At 66.8% G+C, this 25,066-nt stretch carries 22 protein-coding genes; 15 read left to right on the top strand and 7 right to left on the bottom strand.

Translation table 11 applies throughout. From position 1 onward, the window contains the following. Positions 1 to 23: 23 nt before the first annotated feature. Genes rbfA through typA form a run of 3 tightly spaced genes read left to right on the top strand, consistent with a single transcriptional unit; the run spans position 24 to position 3,037 of the window. Positions 24 to 425 carry a 30S ribosome-binding factor RbfA gene (rbfA, locus tag ACZ50Q_RS20920; RefSeq protein ID WP_076519658.1) on the top strand — a complete coding sequence of 134 codons (402 nt, stop codon included), beginning with the start codon at positions 24 to 26 and terminating at the stop codon, positions 423 to 425. Positions 426 to 464: 39 nt separating this feature from the next. After that, positions 465 to 1,217, top strand: coding sequence for a tRNA pseudouridine(55) synthase TruB (gene truB, locus ACZ50Q_RS20915; RefSeq protein ID WP_464079447.1), 753 nt, complete (start codon positions 465 to 467; stop codon positions 1,215 to 1,217). Then, the gene (gene typA, locus ACZ50Q_RS20910) at positions 1,214 to 3,037 is read left to right on the top strand and encodes a translational GTPase TypA (protein WP_076519662.1); all 1,824 of its coding nucleotides are present in this window, start codon (positions 1,214 to 1,216) and stop codon (positions 3,035 to 3,037) included. The genes truB and typA overlap by 4 nt, the downstream gene beginning before the upstream one ends. A gap of 91 nt (positions 3,038 to 3,128) precedes the next feature. Here the strand turns inward: typA and ACZ50Q_RS20905 are convergent, their stop codons facing one another. Further along, on the bottom strand, positions 3,129 to 3,527 hold the full coding sequence (locus ACZ50Q_RS20905; RefSeq protein ID WP_092578043.1) for a tautomerase family protein: 399 nt from the start codon (positions 3,525 to 3,527) through the stop codon (positions 3,129 to 3,131). 106 nt (positions 3,528 to 3,633) lie between these two features. Between ACZ50Q_RS20905 and ACZ50Q_RS20900 the strand changes: the two genes are divergently transcribed. Beyond that, positions 3,634 to 4,497, top strand: a complete 864-nt coding sequence (locus ACZ50Q_RS20900) for a LysR family transcriptional regulator (RefSeq protein WP_464079446.1) — start codon at positions 3,634 to 3,636, stop codon at positions 4,495 to 4,497. 70 nt (positions 4,498 to 4,567) lie between these two features. On the opposite strand, the gene ACZ50Q_RS20895 is transcribed toward ACZ50Q_RS20900, so the two are convergent. Beyond that, a complete protein-coding gene (locus ACZ50Q_RS20895; protein ID WP_464079445.1) occupies positions 4,568 to 5,248 on the bottom strand; it encodes an LOG family protein in 681 nt (226 codons plus the stop codon). On the opposite strand from ACZ50Q_RS20895, the gene polA reads away from it, so the two are divergent. The 3 genes from polA (at position 5,247) to ACZ50Q_RS20880 (ending at position 9,823) form a co-directional block, all read left to right on the top strand. Further along, the gene (gene polA, locus ACZ50Q_RS20890; RefSeq protein ID WP_464079444.1) at positions 5,247 to 7,964 is read left to right on the top strand and encodes a DNA polymerase I; all 2,718 of its coding nucleotides are present in this window, start codon (positions 5,247 to 5,249) and stop codon (positions 7,962 to 7,964) included. The two genes, ACZ50Q_RS20895 and polA, sit on opposite strands and share 2 nt — an antisense overlap. A 174-nt stretch (positions 7,965 to 8,138) precedes the next feature. Further along, positions 8,139 to 8,978 carry a ZIP family metal transporter gene (locus ACZ50Q_RS20885; RefSeq protein ID WP_464079443.1) on the top strand — a complete coding sequence of 280 codons (840 nt, stop codon included), beginning with the start codon at positions 8,139 to 8,141 and terminating at the stop codon, positions 8,976 to 8,978. A 56-nt stretch (positions 8,979 to 9,034) separates the two neighbouring features. Further along, entirely contained in the window at positions 9,035 to 9,823 is a 789-nt protein-coding gene (locus ACZ50Q_RS20880) for a dienelactone hydrolase family protein (protein WP_464079442.1), read from the top strand. Between the two features lie 129 nt (positions 9,824 to 9,952). Here the strand turns inward: ACZ50Q_RS20880 and ACZ50Q_RS20875 are convergent, their stop codons facing one another. Beyond that, positions 9,953 to 11,614 (bottom strand): Na/Pi cotransporter family protein, encoded by a 1,662-nt coding sequence (locus ACZ50Q_RS20875; protein WP_464079441.1) that lies wholly within the window; start codon positions 11,612 to 11,614, stop codon positions 9,953 to 9,955. 173 nt (positions 11,615 to 11,787) lie between these two features. Here ACZ50Q_RS20875 and ACZ50Q_RS20870 point away from each other — a divergent pair, with 173 nt between their 5' ends. After that, on the top strand, positions 11,788 to 13,179 hold the full coding sequence (locus ACZ50Q_RS20870; RefSeq protein WP_464079440.1) for an L-serine ammonia-lyase: 1,392 nt from the start codon (positions 11,788 to 11,790) through the stop codon (positions 13,177 to 13,179). Positions 13,180 to 13,252: 73 nt separating this feature from the next. On the opposite strand, the gene htpX is transcribed toward ACZ50Q_RS20870, so the two are convergent. Next, the gene (gene htpX / locus ACZ50Q_RS20865) at positions 13,253 to 14,134 is read right to left on the bottom strand and encodes a protease HtpX (protein WP_076519676.1); all 882 of its coding nucleotides are present in this window, start codon (positions 14,132 to 14,134) and stop codon (positions 13,253 to 13,255) included. A gap of 154 nt (positions 14,135 to 14,288) precedes the next feature. On the opposite strand from htpX, the gene ACZ50Q_RS20860 reads away from it, so the two are divergent. Then, the gene (locus ACZ50Q_RS20860; protein ID WP_464079439.1) at positions 14,289 to 15,143 is read left to right on the top strand and encodes a DMT family transporter; all 855 of its coding nucleotides are present in this window, start codon (positions 14,289 to 14,291) and stop codon (positions 15,141 to 15,143) included. A gap of 41 nt (positions 15,144 to 15,184) precedes the next feature. Then, positions 15,185 to 16,036: a sulfurtransferase gene (locus ACZ50Q_RS20855; RefSeq protein ID WP_464079438.1), complete on the top strand. Its 852-nt coding sequence runs from the start codon at positions 15,185 to 15,187 to the stop codon at positions 16,034 to 16,036. A gap of 58 nt (positions 16,037 to 16,094) precedes the next feature. Here ACZ50Q_RS20855 and ACZ50Q_RS20850 read toward each other — a convergent pair whose 3' ends face one another. Together ACZ50Q_RS20850 and ACZ50Q_RS20845 are read right to left on the bottom strand one after the other, a co-directional pair. Further along, complete coding sequence (locus ACZ50Q_RS20850; RefSeq protein ID WP_092581698.1) at positions 16,095 to 16,664, bottom strand: phosphonate degradation HD-domain oxygenase; 570 nt, start codon at positions 16,662 to 16,664, stop codon at positions 16,095 to 16,097. Between the two features lie 53 nt (positions 16,665 to 16,717). Then, complete coding sequence (locus ACZ50Q_RS20845) at positions 16,718 to 17,581, bottom strand: LysR family transcriptional regulator (protein ID WP_076519682.1); 864 nt, start codon at positions 17,579 to 17,581, stop codon at positions 16,718 to 16,720. A gap of 144 nt (positions 17,582 to 17,725) precedes the next feature. Between ACZ50Q_RS20845 and ACZ50Q_RS20840 the strand changes: the two genes are divergently transcribed. From ACZ50Q_RS20840 to ACZ50Q_RS20820, 5 genes are all read left to right on the top strand, one after another. Further along, complete coding sequence (locus tag ACZ50Q_RS20840) at positions 17,726 to 18,799, top strand: putative 2-aminoethylphosphonate ABC transporter ATP-binding protein (RefSeq protein WP_076519683.1); 1,074 nt, start codon at positions 17,726 to 17,728, stop codon at positions 18,797 to 18,799. Then, on the top strand, positions 18,777 to 20,597 hold the full coding sequence (locus ACZ50Q_RS20835; protein WP_464079437.1) for a putative 2-aminoethylphosphonate ABC transporter permease subunit: 1,821 nt from the start codon (positions 18,777 to 18,779) through the stop codon (positions 20,595 to 20,597). The genes ACZ50Q_RS20840 and ACZ50Q_RS20835 overlap by 23 nt, the downstream gene beginning before the upstream one ends. Positions 20,598 to 20,615: 18 nt before the next feature. Continuing rightward, a complete protein-coding gene (gene phnX, locus ACZ50Q_RS20830) occupies positions 20,616 to 21,446 on the top strand; it encodes a phosphonoacetaldehyde hydrolase (RefSeq protein ID WP_464079436.1) in 831 nt (276 codons plus the stop codon). A gap of 117 nt (positions 21,447 to 21,563) precedes the next feature. Further along, positions 21,564 to 22,586 carry a putative 2-aminoethylphosphonate ABC transporter substrate-binding protein gene (locus ACZ50Q_RS20825; RefSeq protein ID WP_076519687.1) on the top strand — a complete coding sequence of 341 codons (1,023 nt, stop codon included), beginning with the start codon at positions 21,564 to 21,566 and terminating at the stop codon, positions 22,584 to 22,586. Positions 22,587 to 22,675: 89 nt separating this feature from the next. Further along, positions 22,676 to 23,806 carry a TIGR03364 family FAD-dependent oxidoreductase gene (locus ACZ50Q_RS20820; protein ID WP_464079435.1) on the top strand — a complete coding sequence of 377 codons (1,131 nt, stop codon included), beginning with the start codon at positions 22,676 to 22,678 and terminating at the stop codon, positions 23,804 to 23,806. A gap of 92 nt (positions 23,807 to 23,898) precedes the next feature. Here the strand turns inward: ACZ50Q_RS20820 and ACZ50Q_RS20815 are convergent, their stop codons facing one another. Continuing rightward, entirely contained in the window at positions 23,899 to 25,044 is a 1,146-nt protein-coding gene (locus ACZ50Q_RS20815) for an aromatic ring-hydroxylating oxygenase subunit alpha (protein WP_464079434.1), read from the bottom strand. Between the last annotated feature and the right edge of the window lie 22 nt (positions 25,045 to 25,066).

Genomic DNA, 25,066 nt, shown 5'->3' with positions numbered 1-25,066 from the left:
GCAGGCGCCAGGCATTATTTCTAATGAGCCGTCACAAGTCCAAAGCCATTCCCGGCCGCAATTTGCGGCTGGCCGACCAGATCCAGAAGGATCTGGCCGGGATCATCCAGCGCGAAATCGACATGAGTCGCGCTGGACTGATCACGATCTCAGGTGTGGAACTGTCGACCGACTACGCGCATGCCAAGGTGTGGTTTACGGTTTTGGGCGCCGAGCCCGAAGCCGCCACCACCTTGCTGAACGAGAAGGCCGGCTGGCTGCATTCGCAGCTCTACAAGCTGTTGCACATTCACACCGTCCCCACTTTGCGCTTTTTCCACGACGAGCAAGTCGCCCGTGGCATCGAGATGTCGATCCTCATCGACCGCGCAAACCGCCCCGGCCCGCATTCGGGCGTTCCCGACGAGCCAGAAGACCAGTCCTGACCGGGCTGTCGTCACTGCTTCATTTTCCGGATTTCGACGATGGCTAAACGACGCGGGCTTGCGCTCGACGGTGTGCTGTTGCTCGACAAACCCGTGGGTTTGTCGAGCAATCACGCCTTGCAGCGCGCCAAACGCGCCATGGACGCGGCGAAAGCCGGCCATACCGGCACACTGGACCCTTTCGCCACCGGCCTGCTGGTGTGCTGCGTGGGACGTGCGACCAAAATTTCCGGCGCGATGCTTGACGCCGACAAGGCGTATCGCGCTACGCTGCAATTTGGATCGGAAACCGATTCCGGCGACCTGACGGGCAACGTCACGGCGACCGCCGAACCGGGTTTCGTCGTCGAGGAACAGGCGCTGCGCGATGCGCTGTCACGTTTCTCGGGCACCATCGAGCAGATTCCGCCGATGTATTCCGCGCTCAAGCGCGACGGCAAGCCCCTGTACGAGTACGCGCGCGCCGGCATCGAGCTGGAACGGCCGCCGCGCCAGATCACGATTTACCGCATCGAGCTGTTGTCCCTGAGCGGGACGCAGGCAGAGATCGATGTGGCTTGCAGTAAAGGCACATACATCCGGACACTGGCCCAGGACATCGGGCGCGTGCTGGGCTGTTTCGCCCACCTGACGGCGCTGCGGCGCACGCACGTCGGGCCATTTTCTCTGGATCGCGCCGTTGAACTGGAAGCCTTGCAGGCCATGCCAGATCCCAAGCAGGCATTGCTTGCACTGAACGAATTGCCGGAGGGCTTGCTGCCCTCCACCCTGACCTTAAAGGACTCGCTATGACTCGCGCCTTGCGCAACGTCGCCATCATCGCCCACGTTGACCACGGTAAAACCACCCTGGTCGACCAGCTGCTGCGCCAATCCGGCACCTTCCGCGAAAACCAGGCGCTGACCGAACGGGTCATGGACTCGAACGACCTGGAAAAAGAACGCGGCATCACGATTCTGGCCAAGAACTGTGCCGTGGAATACGAAGGCACCCACATCAACATCGTCGACACCCCGGGACACGCGGACTTCGGCGGTGAAGTCGAGCGCGTGCTGTCCATGGTCGACGGCGTGCTGCTGCTGGTGGATGCCGTCGAAGGCCCGATGCCGCAGACGATTTTCGTGACCCGCAAGGCGCTGGCCCTGGGCCTGAAGCCGATCGTCGTGGTCAACAAGGTCGACCGTCCCGGCGCTCGCCCGGACTTCGTCATCAACGCCACGTTCGACCTGTTCGACAAGCTGGGCGCCACCGACGAACAACTGGACTTCCCGGTGGTGTACGCCTCGGGCCTGTCGGGCTACGCCGGCCTCACCCCGGACGTGCGCGAAGGCGACATGCGTCCGCTGTTTGAAGCCATCCTGCAGCACGTGCCGCAGCGCGACGACGATCCCAATGGTCCGCTGCAGATGCAGATCATCTCGCTGGACTACAACAGCTACGTCGGCAAGATCGGCGTGGGCCGCATCAACCGTGGCCGCATGCGCCCGGGCATGGAAGTGGCCTACAAGTTCGGTCCCGAAGGCCAGGGCGGCCGCGGCCGCATCAACCAGGTCCTGAAGTTCCACGGCCTGGAGCGCGTCGTCGTGAACGAAGCCGAAGCCGGCGACATCGTGCTGATCAACGGCATCGAAGAACTGGGTATCGGTTGCACGGTGACCGACCCGGTCACCCAGGATCCGCTGCCGATGCTGCGCATCGACGAGCCGACGCTGACCATGAACTTCATGGTGAACACCTCGCCGCTGGCCGGCCGCGAAGGCAAATTCGTCACCAGCCGCCAGCTTCGTGACCGCCTGGATCGCGAACTGAAGTCCAACGTGGCGCTGCGCGTGCGCGACACGGGCGACGACACCGTGTTCGAAGTGTCGGGCCGCGGTGAACTGCACCTGACCATCCTGCTGGAAACGATGCGTCGTGAAGGCTACGAGCTGGCCGTGTCGCGTCCGCGCGTCGTGTTCAAGGAAGTCGACGGCGTGAAGTGCGAGCCGTTCGAGTCCCTGACCGTCGACGTGGAAGACGCCCACCAGGGCGGCGTCATGGAAGAGCTGGGCCGCCGCAAGGGCGACCTGCAGGACATGCAGCCGGACGGCCGTGGCCGTACCCGCCTGGAATACCTGATCCCGGCCCGCGGCCTGATCGGCTTCCAGAACGAATTCCTGACGCTGACGCGCGGCACGGGCCTGATGAGCCACATCTTCCACGAGTACGCGCCCATCAAGGAAGGCTCGATCGGCGAACGCCGCAACGGCGTGCTGATCAGCCAGGACAACGGCGACGCCGTGGCCTACGCGCTCTGGAAGCTGCAGGATCGCGGCCGCATGTTCGTCAATCCGGGCGATGCGCTGTACGAAGGCATGATCATCGGCATCCACAGCCGCGACAACGACCTGGTCGTGAACCCGATCAAGGGCAAGCAGTTGACCAACGTGCGCGCCTCGGGCACCGACGAGGCCGTGCGCCTGGTTCCGCCGATCCAGATGTCGCTGGAATACGCCGTGGAATTCATCGACGACGACGAACTGGTGGAAATCACCCCGAAGTCGATCCGCCTGCGCAAGCGCTACCTGCTCGAAAACGAGCGCAAGCGCGCCGCGCGCGAAGCCGCGGTCTGAGCCTGACGGCGTCAGGCCGGGGACATCCCGGCCGACAGACAAAAAGCCGCGCATCCTTCAGGATGCGCGGCTTTTTCTTTTGGGGCGCGGCTTACGCGGCGCCGTGCTGGTGGCGATGCTCCTGCGTCAGCCCGCCATAGCCATAGGCGGCCGCGCGCGCGTCGATGACGTGCACGTACGAGCACTCGTGCAGCTCGCCCAGGATGTCCTGGAATGCGCCGTAGATCGCCTTGATGAAGCGCGCCTTCTCGGCCTTGGTATTGGTTTCGTCGGTCACGCTGATGTCCAGATGGAACGCGTTCCTGCCAAGCGCCGACAGGGGTTGGCCGCCGATGTACCACTGGTCGTGCGCAATGTGCTGGAGCGTGATCGCGATGACGGGCAGCTTCTTGCCCAGCACCGATTGGGTCAGACCGGCCACGGCATCGACGATGCGGCGGTTGATGGCGGGGTCCGGCGCGCCGGAGACGTGGATGACGATGTGCGGCATGAGGGGGCTCCTGGTTGAGTGGCACACCGCCAGTCTAGGGAGCCCGTTGACATCGGAAAAGCGGGATTTTACGATTCCATCCATCGACAAAGCCGTTGGATAAATCATGCCGGGATTCGATCTGGACCAGCTGCGGACGCTGGTGGCGGTGCTGGATGCAGGCAGCCTGACGGCGGCCGCGCCCAAAGTGTTCCTGTCCCAGTCGTCAGTCAGCGAACAGATGCGCAAGCTGGAGGAACGCGCCGGCCAGCCGCTGCTGGTGCGCGGCAAGGCCGGCGTGCACGCCACGCCGGCGGGCGAGCGCCTGCTGGCGCACGCGCGCCGCATCCTGGCGCTGAGCGACGAAGCCTGGCGCGACCTGCGCGGCGTGGCGCTGCAGGGCGAACTGAGGCTGTGCATCACCGACTACTATCGGCCCGGCGACGTGGCGCGCATGTTGCGGCGCTTGAACGAGCAGTATCCGCGGGTGCGCCTGCACGTCACCATCATGAAGAGCGGGGCGATCGAGGCCGCCTATGAGCGTGGCGAGATCGACGTGGGCATTTCGATGGTCATCCAGGAGCGCGGGGGGACGCGTGGCCGGGCGCAAGGCGCGTTGCTGCGCCGCGAGCCGCTGCTGTGGATGGCGGCGCAAGGCGCGGCGGCTCCTGCGGCCGATCCGCTGCCGCTGCTGGTGCTGCCGGAGACCTGCGCGCTGCGCCAATACGTGGAGCGGCTGTTGTCGCGGCGCGGCCAGGCGTATTCGGTGGCGCACGTGGCGTCAGGCGTGGCGGGGCTGCAGCTTGCCGTGGCGGCCGGCCTGGGCGTCGCCTGCCTGAACGAATCCGCGCTGGGGGCAGGGATGGCGAGGTTGCACGAGCCCGGCCTGCCGGCGCTGCCGTCAGTGGAATTCCGGCTGCTCGCCGCCCGCCCCGGCGAAAGCGAATTCGTGGGGCTGGCGCGCCAGGCCATCGTGACGGCGATGTCGTAGGCGCGTGGCCGGAGGCGGCGCGCAGGCGGGCGTTGAAGGACGTTCGCGCCCGCGCCGCGGCCAGGGCCGTTCAGGCGGGCATGGACGGGGCGTACTGTTCGTCCGACGTGACCCGCTCGTGGAATTCAACGACCTTGCGCACCACCTTGACCGGATCGTCTTCGATGATGAAAAGATCCAGGTCGTGCGCGGCGATCATGCCGTTTCCGAGCACCTGGTCGCCCAGCCATTCGGCCAGTCCCGACCAGTATTCGCTGCCGACCAGCACGATCGGGGCAGGCGGGACCTTGCCCGTCTGGATCAACGTCAATGCTTCGAAGAGCTCGTCCAGGGTGCCGAATCCGCCCGGCATCGCCACATAGGCGAAGCTGTGCATGAAGAACGCCGCCTTCCGAGGAAAGAAGTATTCGAAGGACAGGCTGATGGTCTGGTATTCGTTGTTGTGCGCTTCGTGCGGCAGGCTGATGTTCAACCCGACGCTCGTGCCTCCTGCTTCAAACGCGCCCTTGTTCGCGGCCTCCATGATGCCGGGGCCGCCGCCCGCGATGATGGCGAAACCGGCTTCGGCCAGGGCTGCGGAAATTGCGATGGTGGTTTCATAGTACGGAGAATTGCGGCTGACTCGTGCGCTGCCGAAAACGCTGACCGCGGGCCCGATGTGGGCGAGCTTGTCTGCCGCCGTCCGTATCTCTGACATAATCAGCGGAATTTGTTTGCCGGCGGGTGTATCCATATCTGCCTTTGTAACCATGAAAAAAACCTTATTACTGGTCGACGGTTCAAGTTACTTGTACCGCGCTTTCCACGCTATGCCTGATTTGCGCAACGCGCAAGGCGAACCTACGGGTGCGCTCTATGGCGTGGTCAATATGCTGCGCAAGCTTGTATCTGACCATAAGGCAGAGTATGCCGCATGTATTTTCGATGCTCGCGGCAAGACGTTCCGGGACGACCTGTACCCGGACTACAAATCGCAGCGTCCCCCGATGCCCGATGACCTGGCGGCCCAGATCGAGCCCATTCACCGCGCCGTGCGCGCGCTGGGCTGGCCTGTGCTGGCGATCGAAGGCGTCGAGGCGGATGACGTGATCGGCACGCTGGCGCAGCGCGCCGCCCAGCAAGACGTGCACACCATCGTCTCCACCGGCGACAAGGACCTGGCGCAGCTTGTGAACAGCCACGTCACCCTGGTCAACACCATGAGCGGCGAAGTCCTGGACGAGGCCGGCGTCGTCAACAAGTTCGGCGTGCCGCCCGACCGTATCGTGGACTACCTCATGCTGGTGGGCGATACGGTGGACAATGTGCCCGGCGTCACCAAGGTGGGACCCAAGACGGCCGCCAAATGGATTACGGAATTCGGCTCGATCGACAAGCTGGTCGAAGGCGCCGACGGCATCAAGGGCGTGGCCGGCAACAACCTGCGCGAAGCCATACCCAAGTTTCCGCTGACGCGCCAGCTCCTCACGGTCAAGTGCGATTGCGACCTGACCGGACACGTGGACAGCGTGGATGATCTGGCGCCGCGTCCGCGCGACGACGCCACGCTCACCGAACTGTACGAGCGCTACGGGTTCCGCACGTGGCTGCGCGACCTGACCGGCGATGCCGAGCGCGTGCCCACGGGCGATGCGCGCATCGCGCACGAAGCGCCGGCCGCGCCCGCCACCACCGATTACCGCATCATCTCCGACTGGACCGCCTTTGACGCGTGGATGACGGCGATGGGCGAGGCGTCGATCGTGGCCCTGGACACCGAGACGACGTCGCTGGACGAGATGCAGGCCCGGCTGGTGGGCCTGTCGATGTCGGTCGCGCCGGGCGTGGCCTGCTACATCCCGGTCGCGCACCGCGGTCCGGATGGCGCCGTCCAATTGCCCAAGGACGAGGTGCTGGCGCGGCTCAAGCCCTGGCTGGAAGACCCGGCGCGCGCCAAGCTGCTGCACCACGCCAAGTACGACACGCATGTGTTCGCCAATGAAGGCATCCGCCTGGCCGGCGTAGCCGAGGACACCATGCTGCAGGCCTACGTGCTGGAGTCCCATCGCGGCGTGGGCCTGAACGACCTGGCGCAACGCTACCTGGGCCGCAGCGGCGTTTCCTACGAAGACCTCTGCGGCAAGGGCGCCAAGCAGATCGGCTTTGACGAAGTGGCGGTGGACAAGGCGGGGCATTATGCCGCCGAGGACGCCGATTTCACGCTGCAACTGCACCAGGTGCTGCGTCCGATGGTCGCCGCCGATGCCGGGCTGGAACGCATCTATCGCCTGGAAATGCAGGTGTCGGCCGTGCTGACCACCATCGAACGCAACGGGGTGAAGGTCGACGCCGCGGAACTGGGCCGCCAGAGCAACAAGCTCGGCCAGGAGATGCTGCAACTGGAACAGAAGGCCTACGAGCTTGCGGGCCAGCCGTTCAACCTGAATTCCCCCAAGCAACTGGGCGAGATCCTGTTCGGCCGCATGCAGCTTCCCGTGGTGCGCAAGACCGCCAGCGGCGCGCCGTCGACCGACGAGGAAGTGCTCAGCAAGCTGGCGCTGGACTATCCGCTGCCGCAGGTGCTGCTGGAATATCGCGGCCTGTCCAAGCTGAAGTCGACCTACACCGACAAGCTGCCGCGCATGATCAATCCGGCGACGGGCCGCGTGCATACGCACTATTCGCAGGCGGCCGTGATCACGGGGCGTCTTGCCTCGTCGGATCCGAACCTGCAGAACATCCCGGTCCGCACCGAGGCCGGCCGGCGCGTGCGCGAGGCGTTCATCGCCGAGCAGGGCATGCTGCTGTCGGCCGACTATTCGCAGATCGAGCTGCGCATCATGGCGCACGTGTCGGACGACGCCAACCTGCAACGCGCCTTCGCGGCCGGCGAGGACATCCACCGCGCCACCGCGTCCGAGGTGTTCGGCGTGCCGCTGGAAGGCGTCACCACGGAACAGCGTCGTGCCGCCAAGGCCATCAACTTTGGCCTGATCTACGGCATGGGGGTGTTCGGCCTGGCGTCCAACCTGGGCATCACGCGCGACGCCGCGCAGGCCTACATCGACCGCTACTTCGCGCGCTATCCGGGCGTGGCCATGTACATGGACAACACGCGGCGTCTCGCGCGCGAGCAGGGGTACGTGGAAACGGTCTTCGGGCGGCGGCTGCAGTTGCCGGAAATCCGGGGCGCTTCGGGCCCGCGCCGGCAAGGCGCCGAGCGGGCGGCCATCAATGCGCCCATGCAGGGCACCGCGGCCGACCTCATCAAGATGGCCATGGTGGCGGTGCAGGATTGGCTCGATGCCGAGAACCTGAAGACGCGCATGATCATGCAGGTGCACGATGAACTGGTGCTGGAAGCGCCTGACGACGAGCTGGAGGTGGTCAGGGAAGCCCTGCCGCGTCTGATGTGCAACGTGGCGACGCTGCGCGTGCCGCTCGTGGCCGAGGTGGGCGTCGGCAAGAACTGGGAGCAGGCGCACTAGGTCCGCACTGCGGGCCGGCTTGCCGCCCATTTGGGGCAGGGCAAGCCTGGGTCTGCGGGCCGCCGCGCCTGGTTCGCGCATGCCGATGGGCCGCCCTGGGGCGGCCCATTTCCGCTTTTCAGATTGCAACAATATAATGTTGCGCTTTCCCCGCCCTTTTTTCGCCCCCCCTCCATGTTGCTGCTCTGGGTCCTGCTTGCCACCATCACCGGCGGCCTGATTGCCGTCCTTATCGCGAGCTGGCTCGCGTACAAGGTTTTTGCCAAATACCTGCATCACATGGTGAGCCTGTCGGTGGGCGTGCTGCTGTCGGTGGCCCTGCTGCATCTGCTGCCCGAGGCCTTCGAAACCGGCGTCGGCAATGCCCACGTGCTGTTCGGGCTGATGCTGGCGTCGCTGATCGGCTTTTTCGTGCTGGAGAAGATCGCGCTGCTGCGCCACAGCCATCACCACGAAGGCGACGGCCATCACCACCACAAGGGGCACGACCGTCACGAGGCAGGGCGGGGCGGGGTGCTGATCCTGATCGGCAGTTCGCTGCACAACCTGTGCGATGGCGTCCTGATCGCCGCGGCGTTCCTGACGGATCCGTTGCTGGGCGTGTTGACGGCCGCATCGATCATCATCCACGAGGTGCCGCACAAGCTGGGCGATTTCGTGGTGCTGCTGAACGCCGGGCTGCGCCGCCGCCGCGCCTTCGCGCTGATACTCTTCACCAGCTTGTGTTCAGCGGTGGGCGGCATAATAGGGTACTTCGTGCTGCAGCAGGCGCAGGACTGGGTGCCGTACATTCTGGTGGTGGCCGCAAGCAGCTTCCTGTATATCTCGGTGGCTGACCTGATGCCGCAAATGCACGAGCGGGTATCCCTTTCCGATGCCGTTCCGCAACTGCTGCTGGTCGGAATCGGCGTGGCGCTGATCTACAGCGTCACGACCCTGATGCATCACGGGCACGAACATGGCGCGCATGAGGACCATGGCGCGCCCCATGCGGAGCACGGCCACTCGCACTAGCGCCGACGGGGCGGTGAGGGATGGCCGGTTTCGTCCACCCCTCAAAGGAGTTCTCCATGAGTTTTTCCGCCGCCGCCGGCAATGTCGCCGCCACCGTCATCCACACCGATACGCAGGGACTCGTCCACGGGGATTTCCAGCTTCCCGTGACGGACGGCCCGATCGACGCCTACTATGCCGCGCCGCAGGGCCAGCGCGATCTGCCGATCGTGCTGGTGATCCAGGAAATCTTTGGCGTCCACGAACACATCAAGGACATCTGCCGCCGCCTTGCCAAGTCGGGCTATCTGGCGGTCGCTGCCAATCTCTACCAGCGCCAGGGCGACGCGTCGGCGTATACCGATATTCCCAAGCTCATTTCGGAACTGGTCAGCAAGGTGCCGGACGAACAGGTGTTCGGCGACCTGGACGCCAGCGTGGCATGGGCCGCGGCCAATGGCGGAGACGCGCGCCGTGTGGCCGTGACGGGCTTTTGCTGGGGCGGAAGGCTGACCTGGATGTACGCGGCGCACAATCCCGACGTGAAGGCCGGCGTGGCCTGGTACGGCAAGCTCAGCGTGGGCCATGGCCCCCTCATCAAGCGCGTGGCGTTCGACGTGGTCGACGAACTGCAGGGCCCCGTTCTGGGCCTTTACGGCGGCCGCGATGCCAGCATCCCGCTGTCCGACGTCGAAACCATGAAGGCCAAGCTGGCCGCCGGCAACGCCGCGGCAAAGCTGTCCGAGATCGTCGTCTACCCCGAGGCCGACCATGCTTTCCTGGCGGACTACCGCGCCAGCTACCACGCCGAAGCCGCCCAGGATGGCTGGAAGCGGATGCTGGAGTGGTTCAAGCGGTATTTGTGAGCCAGGCAGGGTGAGGCGGCAATGCTGAGCCAACAATCCTGAGCCAATAATGCTGAGCCAATAATGCTGAGCCCGGAAACAAAAAGCCGATCCTGGGATCGGCTTTTTTTCGCGTGAAGGCTAGGGCTGTCAATTGCCGGCTTCGCGCAGCCGGCTCGGCAGCAGCTCGCCGTGACGCGCCAGCAAGGGATAGGCGGCGGCGCCCACCAGATGGGAATTGATGCCCTTCATGTCCCGCAGGATGTCCAGGTACAGCGCGCCGACTTCGGCGGCATCGACTTCGCCGGACTTGATCTTCTGCAGGTGCGTATCCGCAGCCTGCGTCTCGATGCTGCGGAACCGCGCCTTCTCGCCGGCCAGCGCGCGGGCCTGGCGCAGGTCGTCGTTGACGAAGAGCGCGGCGGCCGTGCGCTGGTTCGCGATGAGCTGGCCCAGCGTGTCGTCCAGGCTGGCGCGCTGCTCGGGCGAGAAGACCCAGCCCTGCTTGCGCAGCTTGGCGACGTGGCTGAGGAGCCCGTGGTGGGCGATGTCGCCCGCATGCCCGATGTTGCTGGTGAAGGCCAGGATGTCGTCCAGCCGTTGAATGTCGTCGCGCGTCATGTTTTCCTGGTCCAGGGTGGCCAGGTAGGTGGTGATGGCGTTCTCCAGCTTGTCCAGCGCGCCGTCGAGCTGGCGCGCCTGCACCATGCGGTGGCGGTTGTCGCGCTTGAAGCCGGCCCGCGCGTAGAGCAGCAGCGTCTGCAGCATGTCGGCCATGCGCAAGGCTTCGCGCGCGGCGTTGCCCAAGGCCACGGCCGGCACATCGTGGGCCCATTCGTCCAGGTATTGGGGGCGGGACGGGTCGTTCGGATCGGCGCGCTTGGGCAGCCAGCGGGTGAGCAGGGCGGCGTAAGGCGTCAGGATCGGCAAAAAGACCAGGGCGATGACCGCGTTGAACAAGGTGTGGAAGTTGGCGACCGCGCGCGCGGGATCGTTCGCCATCCCGGTCATCCACGGTTGCAGGAAAGGCAGCAGCATCAGCCCGGCCAGCACGCCCAGCACCCGCGTCAGCAGGTTGCCCAGCGGCAGGCGGCGGGCCGCCGGGTCGTCGCCCGTCACGCCTTCGATCATCGGGTTGATCGCGGTGCCCAGGTTGGCGCCCAGCACCAGCGCGAACGCCACGTGCGGCGCCACCATGTTGTGGCTGGCCAGGGACATCACCAGCACCACCACGGCCACGCTGGAATGGGCCGCCCACGTGAACGCCGCGGACAGCAGCACCGCCGCCACGGGCTGGGTGGCCAGGGCATCCAGCATCACCCCCAGCATCGGGGCGGTCTGGAACGGGGCGAACAGCTCCACCAACTGGTGCAGCGACAGCAGCAACAGGCCCAGCCCGATGAATACCCGGCCCAGGTCGCGCGTGCGGCCTGGCGGATAGCGCCGGAACATCCAGACGCCGGCGAGAATCAGGATGGGCGCCAGTTCGGTCAGGTCGAAGGACAGGAGCTGCACGATCAGCGTGGTGCCCACGTTGGCGCCCAGCATGGCCGCCAGGGCCGGCGCCAGGCCGACGACCCCGCCAGCGGCGAAGCCCGTGATCATGAGCCCGGTGGCGGTGCTGCTCTGCAGGGCGGCGGTGATTCCCAGGCCCGCCCCGAATGCGCGCAACCGCGTGCCCAGGGCGCGTCCGAGCGCGGCGCCGAGCGCCGCCCCGAAAGCGCGCTGCACGCCCGTTTGGACCATATGCACGCCCCAGAGGAGCAGCGCCACGTAGCCGGCGAAGTCAAGCAGGGTAATGAGTCCAGACATCCAGGCGTAGTTCCGTTCTTTTTATGACAAGTAATAATTCTGTAATGATCGCACGCCCCGGCGGCCTTTGACACCCGGCGGGAAGAGACAGGATACCCCCGGGGGGCTTTGCTGCGTGCGCCCTGGGCTGCGCGTATCATTGCCTCATCACCGTGGATGTACTGGAGTTTTGCGTGGCCGTTTCCGTTTTCGATCTGTTCAAGGTAGGCATAGGCCCATCCAGTTCCCACACGGTGGGCCCGATGCGCGCGGCGCTGCTGTTCGCCCAGGGGCTGGAGCGTGACGGCCTGATTCCGCGCGTCGCCAGCGTGCGGGCCGAACTCTACGGGTCGCTGGGCGCCACCGGCAAGGGGCACGGCACCGACAAGGGCGTGCTGCTGGGCCTGATGGGCGAGGCGCCAGACACCGTCGATCCCGCCGCCATCGCCGGCATGGTCGCATCCGTGCGCGCCAGCCGCCAATTGCCCCTGCTGGGCAAGTACCCGCTGCCCTTCGTGGAGAAGGACCACCTGATGTTCTACCGCCGCGAAGCGATGGCTGAACACCCCAACGGCATGAAATTCCACGCGTTTGACGCCGACGGCCAGACGCTGCGCGAATCGCGTTACCTGTCGGTGGGCGGCGGCTTCGTGGTCACCGCGGGCGCATCCAACAGCCAGGTCATCGCGGCGCACGACCAGTTGCCGTATCCGTTTCGCATGGGCCGCGAATTGCTGGCCATGTGCCAGGAAAACGGCATGACCGTCGCCGGCATCATGATGCAGAACGAGCTGACCTGGCGCGAGGCGTCCGAAGTGAATGCGGGCCTGGACCGCATCTGGCAGGTCATGCAGGACTGCGTGGCGCGCGGTTGCGGCATCAACTATCCCGAGGCCGATGGCGAACTGCCCGGTCCGCTGCGGGTGCGCCGCCGCGCGCCCGAGCTGTACCGCAACCTGACGCAGCGCGCGGAACGCACCCTGTCCGACCCGCTGTCGGTCATGGACTGGGTCAACCTGTACGCGATGGCCGTGAACGAAGAGAACGCCGCCGGCGGCCGCGTGGTCACGGCGCCGACCAACGGCGCGGCGGGCATCATCCCGGCCGTGCTGCACTACTACGACCGCTTCGTGCCCGGCGCCAACCGCGAGGGCGTGCGCGAATTCCTGCTGACCGCCGGGGCCATCGGCCTGCTGTACAAGTACAACGCCTCGTTGTCCGGCGCCGAGGTGGGCTGCCAGGGCGAGGTGGGCGTCGCCTGTTCCATGGCCGCCGGCGGACTGGCCGCCGCCCTGGGCGGCTCGGTCGAGCAGGTGGAAAACGCGGCCGAGATCGGCATGGAACACAACCTGGGACTGACCTGCGACCCCGTGGGCGGCCTGGTGCAGATACCCTGTATCGAGCGCAATGCGATGGCGTCGGTCAAGGCGGTCAATGCCGCCCGCATGGCGCTGCGCGGCGACGGGCAGCACTATGTGTCGCTGGATTCGGTCATCAAGACCATGCGCGAAACCGGCGCCGACATGAAGACTAAGTACAAGGAAACGGCCCGCGGCGGCCTGGCGGTGAACATCGTCGAGTGCTGAGCGGCAGAATCGCCCACCCCCAATGAAAAAGCCCCTCTTGCGAGGGGCTTTTGCTGCCGGGGCCGAGGGCCGATCAGATCACGCGGGCGTTCTGCAGGGCGGCGATGCGGGCCGGGATCGGCGGGTGCGAGGCGAACATGGCCGCCAGGCCGCCCTTGCCGGTGATGCCGGACGCTTCGAACGACTTGGGCAGTTCGCCCGGCTCCAGGCCGCCCAGGCGGGCCAGAGCGCGGATCATCGGTTCGCGCGCGCCCATCAGGTGGGCCGAACCCGCGTCGGCGCGGTATTCGCGCTGGCGCGAGAACCAGGCCACGATGATGGAGGCCAGGACGCCGAAGATGATTTCACAGACCAGCACGGTGACGAAGTAGCCCGGGCCGATGCCGCGCTCGTTCTTGAACACCACGCGGTCGATGAAGTAGCCGACCACGCGCGCCAGGAAGATGACGAACGTGTTCACCACGCCCTGGATCAGGGTCAGGGTAACCATGTCGCCGTTGGCGATGTGCGCGACCTCGTGCGCCAGCACGGCGGCGACTTCTTCCTCGGTCATGCTTTCGAGCAGGCCCGTGGAGACGGCGACCAGCGAGTCGTTCTTGAAGGCGCCCGTGGCGAACGCGTTGGGCGCGCCTTCGTAGATGGCGACTTCGGGGCGGCCGATGCCGGCGCGATCGGCCAGTTGGTGGACCGTGTCCACCAGCCAGGCCTCGCGCTGGTTGCGCGGCGCGTTGGGGTCCAGCACCTGGGCGCCGGTGCTCCATTTGGCCATCGGCTTGCTCATGAGGAGCGAGATGATGGCGCCGGTAAAGCCCACCACGACCGAGAAGATCAGGAGGGCGTTGAAGTTGATCCCGTTGGCCGTGATGATGCGGTCCACGCCCAGGATGCGCAGCGTGGCCGACAGCACCAGCATGACGGCCAGGTTGGTAATGACGAACAGAACAATGCGTTTCATGTTTTTTTATTCCTCTGCGAGCGGCAAATACGCGGAATTCGACATGGCGGGGCCTCGCCAGTTCCCCGACTCGCCGGCTCCGCTACCGGTGACGGAGAGTATAGTATCGCTTTCCCTTATTCCTCCCCCCACTTTTCCCTTAGCGTAGACCCGCATGCAGGCTCTTTGGATGTTGCTGGCGTCCGCCATGTTCGCCATCATGGGGTCGTTCGTGAAGCTCGGCACCGAGCACGGCGCCTCGCTGCCCCAGATTGTGCTCTTTCGCGGCCTGCCCTCGGTGATCCTGTTGCTGATCTGGGCGCGCGCCGGCCGCCAGTCCATCATTCCCACGAGCTGGAAGCTGCACGTCTGGCGCAACCTGTCCGGCGTGACGTCGATGTGGCTGGGTTTTTTCGCCATCTCCCATCTGCCGCTGGCCACCGCCACCAGCCTGAACTACACCGCGCCGCTCTTCATTGCCTGTTGGATGCTGGGGTGGGGCGGGGCGCAGCGCGATCCCGTGCGGATCCTGGCGGTGGCGCTGGGATTCCTGGGCGTGATCGCCGTCCTGCGGCCCAGCATCACCGAAGACCAGTGGCTCGCGGCCCTGCTGGGCATGGGCGCCGGCGCCATGTCCGCGATTGCCATGATGCAGATCCGCGAGCTCGGTCGCATCGGCGAACCCGAATGGCGCACCGTGCTGTTCTTTTCGGTGGCCGTGTGCGCGTCCAGCGGCGCGGGCCTGGCTATCGAAGGCTGGGGCACGGCCGACTGGACCGGGTACTTGTCGCTGCTGGGCGTTGGGCTGGCCGGGCTGTTCGGCCAGCTCGCCATGACCCGGGCGTTCGGCATGGGGTCGGCGCTGCTGACCGCCGCCTTGCAATACAGCACCATCATCTTCGCGGCGCTGCTGGGCATGGGCTTCTGGGGCGACCATCTGGACGCCCTGGCCTGGGCCGGCATGGGCCTCATCATCTTCGCGGGCCTGCTGTCGGTGTGGCGCACCATGCGCGACCCCAAGCCGGCCTGAAAGCCGGCGCCCGCCGCCATCCCGACCAGGAGCCCCCCTGAATGACGACGACACTGATTTCCGCCGCCGATCTGGCCGCGCGCCTCGACACGTCCGACGTGCGCGTGTTCGACGTGCGCCATGACCTGACCAATCATTCGGCGGGCCGGCAGGCCTACGACGCGGGCCACATTCCCGGCGCCCGCTACCTGGACCACGAAACCGAGCTGGCCGCCGCCCGCACGGGCAAGAACGGCCGGCATCCGCTGCCGGACCGGGCGCAATTCGGCGCCCTGATGGCCGCGCACGGCGTCACGCCGCAAACGCTGGTGGTGGCCTACGACGCAAGCGGCGGCATGTACGCCGCGCACCTGTGGTGGATGCTGCGCTGGCTGGGCCACGACCGGGTCGCCGTGCTGGACGGCGGCTGGCAGGCCTGGACGGCCGCCGGCCTGCCGGTCAGCCACGAATCCGCGCCGGCCGTGCAGCCGGGCCAGCCGGTCGAGCCGGGCGCCGCGCTGGCCGGCGCCGTGGATGCCCAGGCGGTGCTGGCCAACCTCTCGCAGCCGTCCTTTACCGTGATCGATGCGCGCGCGGCCAACCGCTATCGCGGCGAGGTCGAACCCATGGACCCGGTGGCGGGCCATATCCCGGGCGCGCTGAACCGGCCGAACGGCGAAAACCTCCAGCAGGACGGCCGATTCAAGACGGCCGAGCAGCTGCGCGAGGAATTTTCCCGCCTGCTGGCGGGGCGCGAGCCGGCTTCCATCGTGCACCAGTGCGGCTCGGGCATTACGGCCTGCCATAACCTGCTGGCCATGGAAATTGCGGGCCTGCCGGGCTCGCGCCTCTATCCGGGCTCCTGGAGCGAATGGTGCAGCGATCCCGCCCGGCCGGTGGCCAAGGGCGAGTGAACGAAAGCACAGGCCAGGACATCGCGTCCTGGCTTTTTTCATGGACGCCGGGCTGCCGCTACCAGACGGCGGCCAGTTTGACCCGCCCGGACACGCTTTCGGCGATCTCCAGAAAGTGGTCCAGCGGCGGCGTGGCCAGGCCCGGCACCTTGGCCATGTCGTCCCAGCGCCGCAGGCGGATCGCATCGGGCGCGCCGGGCATGCTGGCGAAATCGACCGCCTGGCCGGCGTCGAAACTGCCGCCCTGCAGCGCCAGGCTGCGCCGCGAGTCCTCCGACAGCGTGGCCTCGTAATGCGGCTCGACGTAGCAGAGGTAGCGCTTGGCTTCCACGTGCAGCCGGATCGGGTCCAGCACGGCGGCGCTGAACAGGCCGCGCAGGAAGGGCAGCACGAAATACTGGTGCTTGTCGTCGAGGCCGCGCAGCGTGGGCGTGCCGGGCCGGTCGGCGATCAGGTGGCCCAGGTCGTGCAACAGGCAGGCCGTGATGAGATGGGCATTGGCGCCGTGCCGCTCGGCCAGGGTCGCCGTCTGCAGCGCGTGGCGCAGATGGCTGACGGATTCGCCGTCATAGGAACGGTGTCCGCGTTCCAGGAAGATCTGTTCGATATCCTGCAGGGTCAAGGCCATGGTTGTCTCCTGAGTGGCCGCAAGGGGAAGAGGCGGGCAGTGGCCGCGAAAGGTCAGCCGGCTGCCGGCGCCATCTCCAGAAAGCGCGCGATGAGCTGCACCGGTTGGCGCTCGCGCAGGCAGTACAGGTATTCATTCATCACGATGTCGGCGTCCTGGATGTCCAGGGCGGCCAGGTCGGGATGGGACGGGATCTCGCGGGAGGGGATCAGGCTGATCCCGAGCTCGCACAGGATGGCCTGCCGGATCGATTCGCGGCTGCCGATTTCCAGCGTGCGGCGCACGGTGACGCCGGCCGCGGCCAGCGCCTCTTCGGTGAGCTGGCGCGTCATCGAGCCGGGCTCGCGCAGCAGCAGGGCGTGCTCGGCCAGGTCGGCCAACCGGACCTGTCCCCGCCGGGCCAGCGGGTGGGCGCGATGCGCCACGACGCGGATCGGGTCCGCCGCGATCTTGCGCCGGTACACGTGCTTGTCATCCATCAGAAAGGAAGACGTGGCAATCTCGATGCGGTAATCCTGCAGCGCCTGGAGCATCGATTGCGAGTTGCCGATCGTGACGGTCAGGTCGATGCCGGGATAGCGCTGGTTGTAGCGGCGCACGGTATCCATGATGTAGTAGGGACCCGTCGCCCCGATGCGCAGGTTGCCTTCGCGCAGATCGCTGGCGTCGCGCAGCCGGAAATCGATTTCGGTCTCCTGCTGCACCAGCTTTTCCACCATGGGCATCAGGTTTTGCCCCGCGTCCGACAACCGCATGCCCCGCCCTTGTCGGTGGAACAGTTCGATGCCGTAGCGCGATTCGAGCTGGCGCAGTTGCCCCGTCACGGTGGGCTGGCTGACGCCCAGCTGGGCGGCGGCCTTGGTGACGGTGCCGCAGCGGGCCACGGCGTAGAAGGATTTGAGTTCGGCGACAAGCACGGTCGGAGCGATGGTTGGACGCAATGCGCAAGACCGCCAGTACACCAAAATAATTTGATGTTTTTATTACTGCATTTGCGCGAAGTGTCATAAACGCTCAATACGCGGCTTCCATACTGCCTTCGTTCCCAGACCGGAGGCCCCATGGCCCAACGCGATACCGCCTTTCTATCCGTGCAGAATCTCGTGAAGCGATTCGGCAGCCACACGGCGCTGGCCGACGTTTCCCTGGATATCCGTGCCGGAGAGCTGGTGTGCCTGCTGGGGCCCTCGGGCTGCGGCAAGACGACGCTGCTGCGGGCGATCGCGGGGCTGGAGCGGCAGGACAGCGGAACCATCGTGCTGTCGGGCCGCGACATCTCCCATGCCGAGCCGCAGGCGCGCGACTACGGCATCCTGTTCCAGTCCTACGCGCTGTTCCCGAACCTGACGGTGGCCCAGAACGTGGCCTACGGGTTGAGCGGCAAGCGCGCGCATCGCAGCCACGTCGCCAGCCGCGTCGAGGAAATGCTGACGCTGGTCGGCCTGGCCGGCGCGGCGCAGAAATACCCCGGGCAGATCTCCGGCGGCCAGCAGCAGCGCGTGGCGTTGGCGCGCGCCCTGGCGCCGTCGCCGTCCCTGCTGTTGCTGGACGAGCCCATGTCGGCGCTGGATGCGCGGGTGCGCGAACACCTGCGGATCGAGCTGCGCGCGCTGCAGAAGCGCCTGTCCATCACCACGCTGATGGTGACGCATGACCAGGAAGAAGCCATGGTGATGGCCGACCGCATCGCGGTCATGAATGGCGGCGTCATCGAACAGTACGGCACGCCGCGCGAGCTGTATCGCCAGCCGGGCTCGGCTTTCATCGCCGATTTCGTGGGCGAGGCCAACTGGCTGCCGTTCGAACGCATCGACGCGCACCGGGCGCGCGTGGGCCGCCAGGAACTGGCGGTGGACGCCGCGCTGGAGGCAGGCGCCGGCAAGCTTTTCGTGCGGCCCGAGGCCGTGCGCGTCAGCATGGCCAGGCCCGAAGCGTCCAACGCCATGCTGGCCGACGTGCTGGACGGCGTGTTCCTGGGCCGCAGCTATCGCCTGGCCTTGCGCCTGGAGGGCGTGCCCGGCGCCACCATCCACTCCATCGTGCCCCCTGAAACCGGAGACGCCCTGCTGGGCCCTCACGCCGCCAGCCGCTGCTGGGTGGAGCTGCCGCGCCATGCGATACGCGCCTACGCTTGATCCGGCCATGAACGATTCCCGCGCCATGGCCCAGCCAGCCCCGATTTCCGCCTCCGCCGCCCGGCCCGCCACCCTGGCCGCGTCCGCGCCGCTGCCCGCGCTGGGACGGCGCCCGCTGCCCGCCTGGATCGGCGCGCTGGGCCTGACGCTGGGGCAGGGCGGCCTGGCGCTCGGCCTGCTCATATTCCTGGCGCTGCCGCTGGCGGCGATCCTGGTCAAATCCGTCACCGATGCCGAAGGCGGCTGGGCCGGCCTGTCGGTCATCGCGGGCATCATCGGCGCCGACGGCTTCCTGGCCATGGTGGGACGCAGCCTTGCCGTGGGCGTGGTGACGACCTTGCTGGTCGTGCCCTGCGCCTATGCGTTTGCCTATGCGCTGACCCGCACCCGGCTGCCGGGCAAGGGCATTCTGCGCACGATCGCGCTGCTGCCGTTGCTGGCGCCTTCGCTGTTGCCCGGCATCGCGCTGGTCTATCTGCTGGGCAACCAGGGCCTGCTCAAGGGGCTGACCGGCGGCGCCACCATCTACGGCTTCTGGGGCATCGTCGTGGGCGAAGCGTTCTACACCTTTCCCCACGCGCTCATGATCCTGCTGACCGGCCTGGCGCTGGCGGACGGCCGCCTCTACGACGCGGCGCGCGCCATGGGCGCGGGACCGTGGCGCACTTTCCTGACCGTCACGCTGCCGGGCACGCGCTACGCGGTGTTTTCGGCCTGCTGCGTGGTGTTCACCCTGACCGTCACCGATTTCGGCGTGCCCAAGGTGGTGGGCGGCGACTACAACGTGCTGGCCATGGAAGCCTACAAGGCGGTGGTCGGCCAGCAGAACTTTCCCAAGGGGGCGGCGATCGGCATCCTGTTGCTCCTGCCGGCGCTCCTGACCTTCGTGCTGGACCGGCGCCTGCGTGCCCGGCAGGGCGCGCAGATGAGCGGGCGCGCGCAGGCTTACGCGGCGGCTCCGAACGGCCGGCGTGATGCGGCGTTCCTGGTGCTGGCCGGGGTGATGGCCGCCTTCCTGCTGATCATCATTGGCGTGGCGGTCTGGGCCTCGTTCGTGAAAATGTGGCCGTACAACCTGTCGATGTCGCTGCGCTCGTACGATTTCGACAACATGGACGGCGGCGGCTGGCTCGCGTGGCGCAACAGCCTGCAGCTTGCGTTCTGCACGGCGCTCGTGGGCACCGTCGTGGTCTTCGCCGGCGCGTGGATGATGGAGAAAGTGCCCGCCCGCGGCGCGACGGCCCGCGGCCTGCGCGGCATGGCTGGCATGCTGGCGCTGATGCCGATGGCCGTGCCGGGACTGGTGCTGGGCCTGGGCTACATCTTCTTCTTCAACAGCCCCGCGAATCCGCTGAACGTGCTGTACGGAACGATGCCGCTGCTGGTGCTGTGCACGGTCGTGCATTTCTACACCAGCGCCCACCTGACCGCCGCCACCGCGCTCAATGCGCTGGACCCGGAATTCGAGGCCGCCTCCGCGTCCCTGAAGGTGCCGCGCCTGACGACCTTCCTGCGCGTGACCCTGCCCATGTGCCTGCCTGCGGCGCTGGACGTGGCCCGCTACCTCTTCGTTTCCGCGATGACCACCGTGTCCGCCGTGGTGTTCCTGTACAGCCCGTCCACGGTGCTGGCCGCCGTCGCCGTGCTCAACATGGACGACGCCGGTTTCATCGGACCGGCCGCCGCCATGTGCACGGTCATCATGGCCAGCTCGGCCGCCGCCGCGCTGCTGCTGTACCTGGCAAGCCGCGCCCTGGTGGCGCGCAGCCAGGCCTGGCGACAGCCCGCGGCCCGTTGATCGACCCCTTTTTCCAGGATGATTTCCATGACTGTTCAACCCTTGCCCGTCCGTCTCGAGGCGGTGATATTCGACTGGGCCGGCACGCTGGTCGATTTTGGCTCCTTCGCGCCCACCAAGGTGTTCGTGGATGCGTTCTCGCAATTCGGCATGGACGTGTCCCTGCAGGAAGCCCGCGGCCCGATGGGCATGGGCAAGTGGGACCACATCCGGACCCTGTGCGACCAGCCGGCCATCGCCGCCCAGTACCAGGCCCGCTTCGGCCGCCTGCCGAGCGATGACGACGTGACCGCCATCTATGAACGCTTCCTGCCGATGCAGCTGGAAAAGGTCGCGCAGTACTCCGCGGCCATTCCGGGCGCCGCCGACGTGTTGCACGCCTTGCGCCAGCGCGGCCTGAAGATCGGCTCGTGCTCCGGCTATCCGGGCAGCGTCATGCTGCGCGTCGTCGAGCGCGCCGCCGCCGAGGGGTTGACCCCGGATTGCATCGTGGCCAGCGACGAGGTGCCGCGCGCGCGTCCCGCGCCCGCCATGGCCCTGAAGAACGTGGTGGAGCTGGGCCTGTCCGACGTGGCCGGCTGCATCAAGGTCGACGACACCGCGCCGGGCATCGAAGAGGGCCGCCGCGCCGGCATGTGGACCGTGGGCCTGCTCCTGTCGGGCAACGCCGCCGGCCTGACGCTGGACGAGTACCTTGCCCTGGACGAGCCGGCCCGCGCCGCGGCGCGCGCCGCCGCCCGCGAAGTGCTGGCGCCCGTTTCTCCGCATTACCTGATCGACACGGTGGCCGACCTGCCGGCCGTGGTCGACGCTATCGAAGCCCGTCTGGCGCGAGGCGAACGCCCTTGATCTAGACGCACGCCGCCCGGCGCACCGGGCCACCCCTGATTCCCTGCTCCGCAGCCGGCACCCGCCGGCCGTGGGGACCTCGTTCACCCTGTTTTCCGCTCACCCACGGAGTTGTTCATGAATCGCTACAAGCTGCTTGCACTGGCCGCCGCCCTGACGGGCGTGATGGGCGCCGCCTCGGCCGAGACCACGCTGACCGTCTACACCGCGCTGGAAGCCGACCAGATCAAGGCCTACCAGGCCGCGTTTGAAAAGGCCAATCCCGACATCAAGATCCAGTGGGTGCGCGACTCCACCGGCATCATCGCCGCCAAGCTGCTGGCCGAGAAAAACAATCCCAAGGCCGACGTGATCTGGGGCCTGGCCGGCACCGCGCTGGGCCTGATGGACAAGGAAGGCATGCTGCAGCCCTACGCCCCGAAGGGACTGGACCAGATCGCCGCCAACATGCGTGACGCCAAGGCCGTACCCGCGTGGGTCGGCATGGACGGCTACGCCGCCGCCATCTGCTTCAACACGATCGAAGCCGACAAGCAGAAGCTGCCCAAGCCCACGTCGTGGCAGGACCTGACCAAGCCGGTGTACGCCGGCAAGATCGTCATGCCGAACCCGGCGTCCTCGGGCACGGGTTTCCTGGACGTGAGCGCCTGGCTGCAGATGTTCGGCGAAGAGAAGGGCTGGGCCTACATGGACGCCCTGCACAAGAACGTGGGCTCGTACACGCACTCGGGCTCCAAGCCCTGCAACATGGCCGCCGCGGGTGAATTCCCCATCGGCATTTCTTTCGACTACCGCGCGGCCAAGCTGAAGGCCGACGGCGCGCCCGTCGAGGCCGTGTTCCCGTCCGAGGGCCTGGGCTGGGAAGTGGAAGCCACCGCCATCATGAAGGGCACCAAGAACCTGGACGCCGCCCGCAAGCTGGCCGACTTTTCGGCCAGCCGCGAGGCCAACGAGCTGTACAAGGCGAACTTCGCGGTGCTGGCGATCCCGTCGATCGCGACGGCCAACCCCAACCTGCCGGCCGACCTGACCTCGCGCATGATCAAGAACGACTTCACCTGGGCCGCCACGAACCGCGACCGCATCATCGCCGAGTGGACCAAGCGCTACGACGGCAAGTCCGAGCCCAAGAAGAAGTAAGTCCGTGACCCATGCGGCGGCGACGAGCCGCCGCGCACCGGGAGGCCCGCGACGGGCTTCCCCGTTATCCCTCTTGCAGTATTCCGAAGATGAGAACATTCGACGTAATCGTGGTGGGCGCGGGCATGCTCGGCATCGCGCATGCCTGGGCCGCCGCCAAGCGCGGCCAGTCCGTGGCCGTCATCGAGCGCAGCCGCCAGGCGCATGGCGCCACGATCCGCAATTTCGGCCAGGTCATCGTGACGGGCCAGGCGCCCGGCACCATGCTGTCGCACGCGCAGCAGTCGCGCGAGCTATGGCTCGACTTGGCCGGCAAGGCGGGCTTTCACGTGCGCGCCAACGGTGCGCTGGTGCTGGCCCGCAACGCCGACGAGGCCGACGTGCTGCAGGAATTCGCGGACACGCGGCTGCGGCAGGACGGGTATCGCGCCGAGCTGATGTCCGGGCGCGAGGTGGCGGGCCTGTACGGCGGCCAGCTCGCGCACCACTGCATGGCGCTGCGCGGCCTCGACGACCTGCAGATCTATTCGCGCGAGGCGCTGCCGGCCATCACGCATTACCTGCAATCCACGCTGGGCGTGGCCTTCATCACGGGAACGCTGGCGCGCGCGGTGGAGAACGGCGAAGTCAGCACCACGGCGGGCGACTTCAAGGCATCGCATGTGTTCGTCTGCCCCGGCCACGACTACCTCACCTTGCTGCCCGAACGCTTCGCGCCGCTGAACCTGGAGGTCACCCGCCTGCAGATGCTGCGCGCGGCCTTCGACACCCATCCCATCGCGCTGGACCGTCCGCTGCTGACCGGCTTGTCCTGCGTGCACTACGGCGCGTTTTCGGACCTGCCGTCCGCGCAGGCGCTGCGCGACGTGATCCAGGCGCGCACGCCCATGCTGCTGGAAAACGGCATCCACCTGCTGATCAGCCCCACGCCCTACGGCGAACTGATCATCGGCGACTCGCACCGCTATGGCCAGGACGCGTTGCCGTTCAACGACGAGGCCGTCGACAACGCCATGCTGGATCTCGCGTCCCAGGCGCTGGGCGCGCGGCTGCGGGTGATCGAGCGGTGGCAGGGCGTCTACGGCGCGCATGGGCCGGCGCCGTTCTCGGTCATGCCGGTCGATGCGGCGACGACCGTTGCGGTCATGCATTCCGGCGTCGGCATGACGGTGGGCCTGGCGATCGGCGAACGGACCGTCGCCGGCGTGATCGGGCGCTGAAGCCCCCCCGCGGCTTGCAGACGAAAAAAGGGCCTCGCGAATCCGAACGGATTTCGCGAGGCCCTTTGTCATGCATGCGGGGAGCAGGGGACCTACACCTCTTGCATGATGCGGCGGTACCACTCATGGAAATGCTGCATGCCGTCTTCCATGGGCGACTGGTAGGGACCGGTCTCGTTCACGCCGCGCAGCATCAGGGCCTTGCGGCCCGCATCCATGCGTTCGGCGATCTCGTCGTCCTCGATGGCCGTTTCCATGTAGGCCGCGCGCTGCGCCTCGACGAACTCGCGCTCGAAGGCGGCGATTTCCTCGGGGTAGTAGAACTCGACGACGTTGACCGTTTCCTGCGGACCCTTCGGGTACAGCGTGGACAGCACCAGCACGTGCGGGTAGAGCTCGATCATGTGCGTCGGGAAATACGTGACCCACACGGCGCCGAAGTCCGGCGCGTCGCCTTCGCGGAACGACAGCAGGCGGTCGTGCCACTGCTTGTATACGTCGGAACCCGGCTGCGCCAGCGCATTGTGCACGCCCACCTTCTGCAGGCTGTACCAGTCATTGAACTCCCAGGTCAGGTCGTCGCAGGTGACGAAGCGCCCCAGTCCCGGATGGAACGGGCCGACGTGGTAGTCCTCGAGGTAGACCTCGATGAAGGTCTTCCAGTTGTAGTTGCACTGATGGACCTCGACATGGTCCAGCACGTAATCGCCGAAGTCGAACTCGGGCCGCGCGAACAGCGGCGCCATGTCGGTGGCCGGATCGCGCGGGCCTTCGAAGAGCAGCCCGTGGCAATCGCGCAGGCGGTACTTCTGCAGGTTCATGCAGGGCGTGGTCTCGAACTGCGGCGCGCCCAGCAACTCACCCCGGTTGTTGTACGTCCAGCGGTGCAGCGGGCAGACGATGTTCCCGCCCGTGGCCTTCAGGTTGCCGTGCGTGTTGCAGTTGCCGGCCACGTTGCCGGCTTCGCCGCCAAGCATCAATGCCTGACGGTGGCGGCAGACATTTGAGATGAGATCGACGCCGTGCTGGTTGCGAACCAGCGTGCGCCCTCCGTTTTCCTGGACCAACGTACGCCAATCCCCGATTTCGGGCACCAATTTCTGGTGGCCGACGTAGAGCGAGGATTGCTTGAAAATGAGTTCTTGCTCGCGGGCAAAGAGGGCTTCGTCAAAATATGCGCTGACGGGTAGCTGGGTGCGAGCTGGCACGACATGTGCCATCCGACCGATGTCGGTCATGATTCCCTCCGCTCGGATGAAA

The sequence above is a fragment of the Achromobacter sp. T5-5 genome, from assembly GCF_055397965.1.
Note: the sequence above shows the minus strand (reverse complement) of the source record. Positions and strands in the feature narration are given on the sequence as shown.

Coding starts and splice junctions, on each gene's coding strand:
- rbfA (WP_076519658.1), top strand. CDS start 24: ATGAGCCGTCACAAGTCCAAAGCCATTCCCGGCCGCAATTTGCGGCTG.
- truB (WP_464079447.1), top strand. CDS start 465: ATGGCTAAACGACGCGGGCTTGCGCTCGACGGTGTGCTGTTGCTCGAC.
- typA (WP_076519662.1), top strand. CDS start 1,214: ATGACTCGCGCCTTGCGCAACGTCGCCATCATCGCCCACGTTGACCAC.
- ACZ50Q_RS20905 (WP_092578043.1), bottom strand. CDS start 3,527: ATGCCGCACATCGTCATCCACGTCTCCGGCGCGCCGGACCCCGCCATC.
- ACZ50Q_RS20900 (WP_464079446.1), top strand. CDS start 3,634: ATGCCGGGATTCGATCTGGACCAGCTGCGGACGCTGGTGGCGGTGCTG.
- polA (WP_464079444.1), top strand. CDS start 5,247: ATGAAAAAAACCTTATTACTGGTCGACGGTTCAAGTTACTTGTACCGC.
- ACZ50Q_RS20895 (WP_464079445.1), bottom strand. CDS start 5,248: ATGGTTACAAAGGCAGATATGGATACACCCGCCGGCAAACAAATTCCG.
- ACZ50Q_RS20885 (WP_464079443.1), top strand. CDS start 8,139: ATGTTGCTGCTCTGGGTCCTGCTTGCCACCATCACCGGCGGCCTGATT.
- ACZ50Q_RS20880 (WP_464079442.1), top strand. CDS start 9,035: ATGAGTTTTTCCGCCGCCGCCGGCAATGTCGCCGCCACCGTCATCCAC.
- ACZ50Q_RS20875 (WP_464079441.1), bottom strand. CDS start 11,614: ATGTCTGGACTCATTACCCTGCTTGACTTCGCCGGCTACGTGGCGCTG.
- htpX (WP_076519676.1), bottom strand. CDS start 14,134: ATGAAACGCATTGTTCTGTTCGTCATTACCAACCTGGCCGTCATGCTG.
- ACZ50Q_RS20860 (WP_464079439.1), top strand. CDS start 14,289: ATGCAGGCTCTTTGGATGTTGCTGGCGTCCGCCATGTTCGCCATCATG.
- ACZ50Q_RS20855 (WP_464079438.1), top strand. CDS start 15,185: ATGACGACGACACTGATTTCCGCCGCCGATCTGGCCGCGCGCCTCGAC.
- ACZ50Q_RS20850 (WP_092581698.1), bottom strand. CDS start 16,664: ATGGCCTTGACCCTGCAGGATATCGAACAGATCTTCCTGGAACGCGGA.
- ACZ50Q_RS20840 (WP_076519683.1), top strand. CDS start 17,726: ATGGCCCAACGCGATACCGCCTTTCTATCCGTGCAGAATCTCGTGAAG.
- ACZ50Q_RS20835 (WP_464079437.1), top strand. CDS start 18,777: ATGCGATACGCGCCTACGCTTGATCCGGCCATGAACGATTCCCGCGCC.
- phnX (WP_464079436.1), top strand. CDS start 20,616: ATGATTTCCATGACTGTTCAACCCTTGCCCGTCCGTCTCGAGGCGGTG.
- ACZ50Q_RS20825 (WP_076519687.1), top strand. CDS start 21,564: ATGAATCGCTACAAGCTGCTTGCACTGGCCGCCGCCCTGACGGGCGTG.
- ACZ50Q_RS20820 (WP_464079435.1), top strand. CDS start 22,676: ATGAGAACATTCGACGTAATCGTGGTGGGCGCGGGCATGCTCGGCATC.
- ACZ50Q_RS20815 (WP_464079434.1), bottom strand. CDS start 25,044: ATGACCGACATCGGTCGGATGGCACATGTCGTGCCAGCTCGCACCCAG.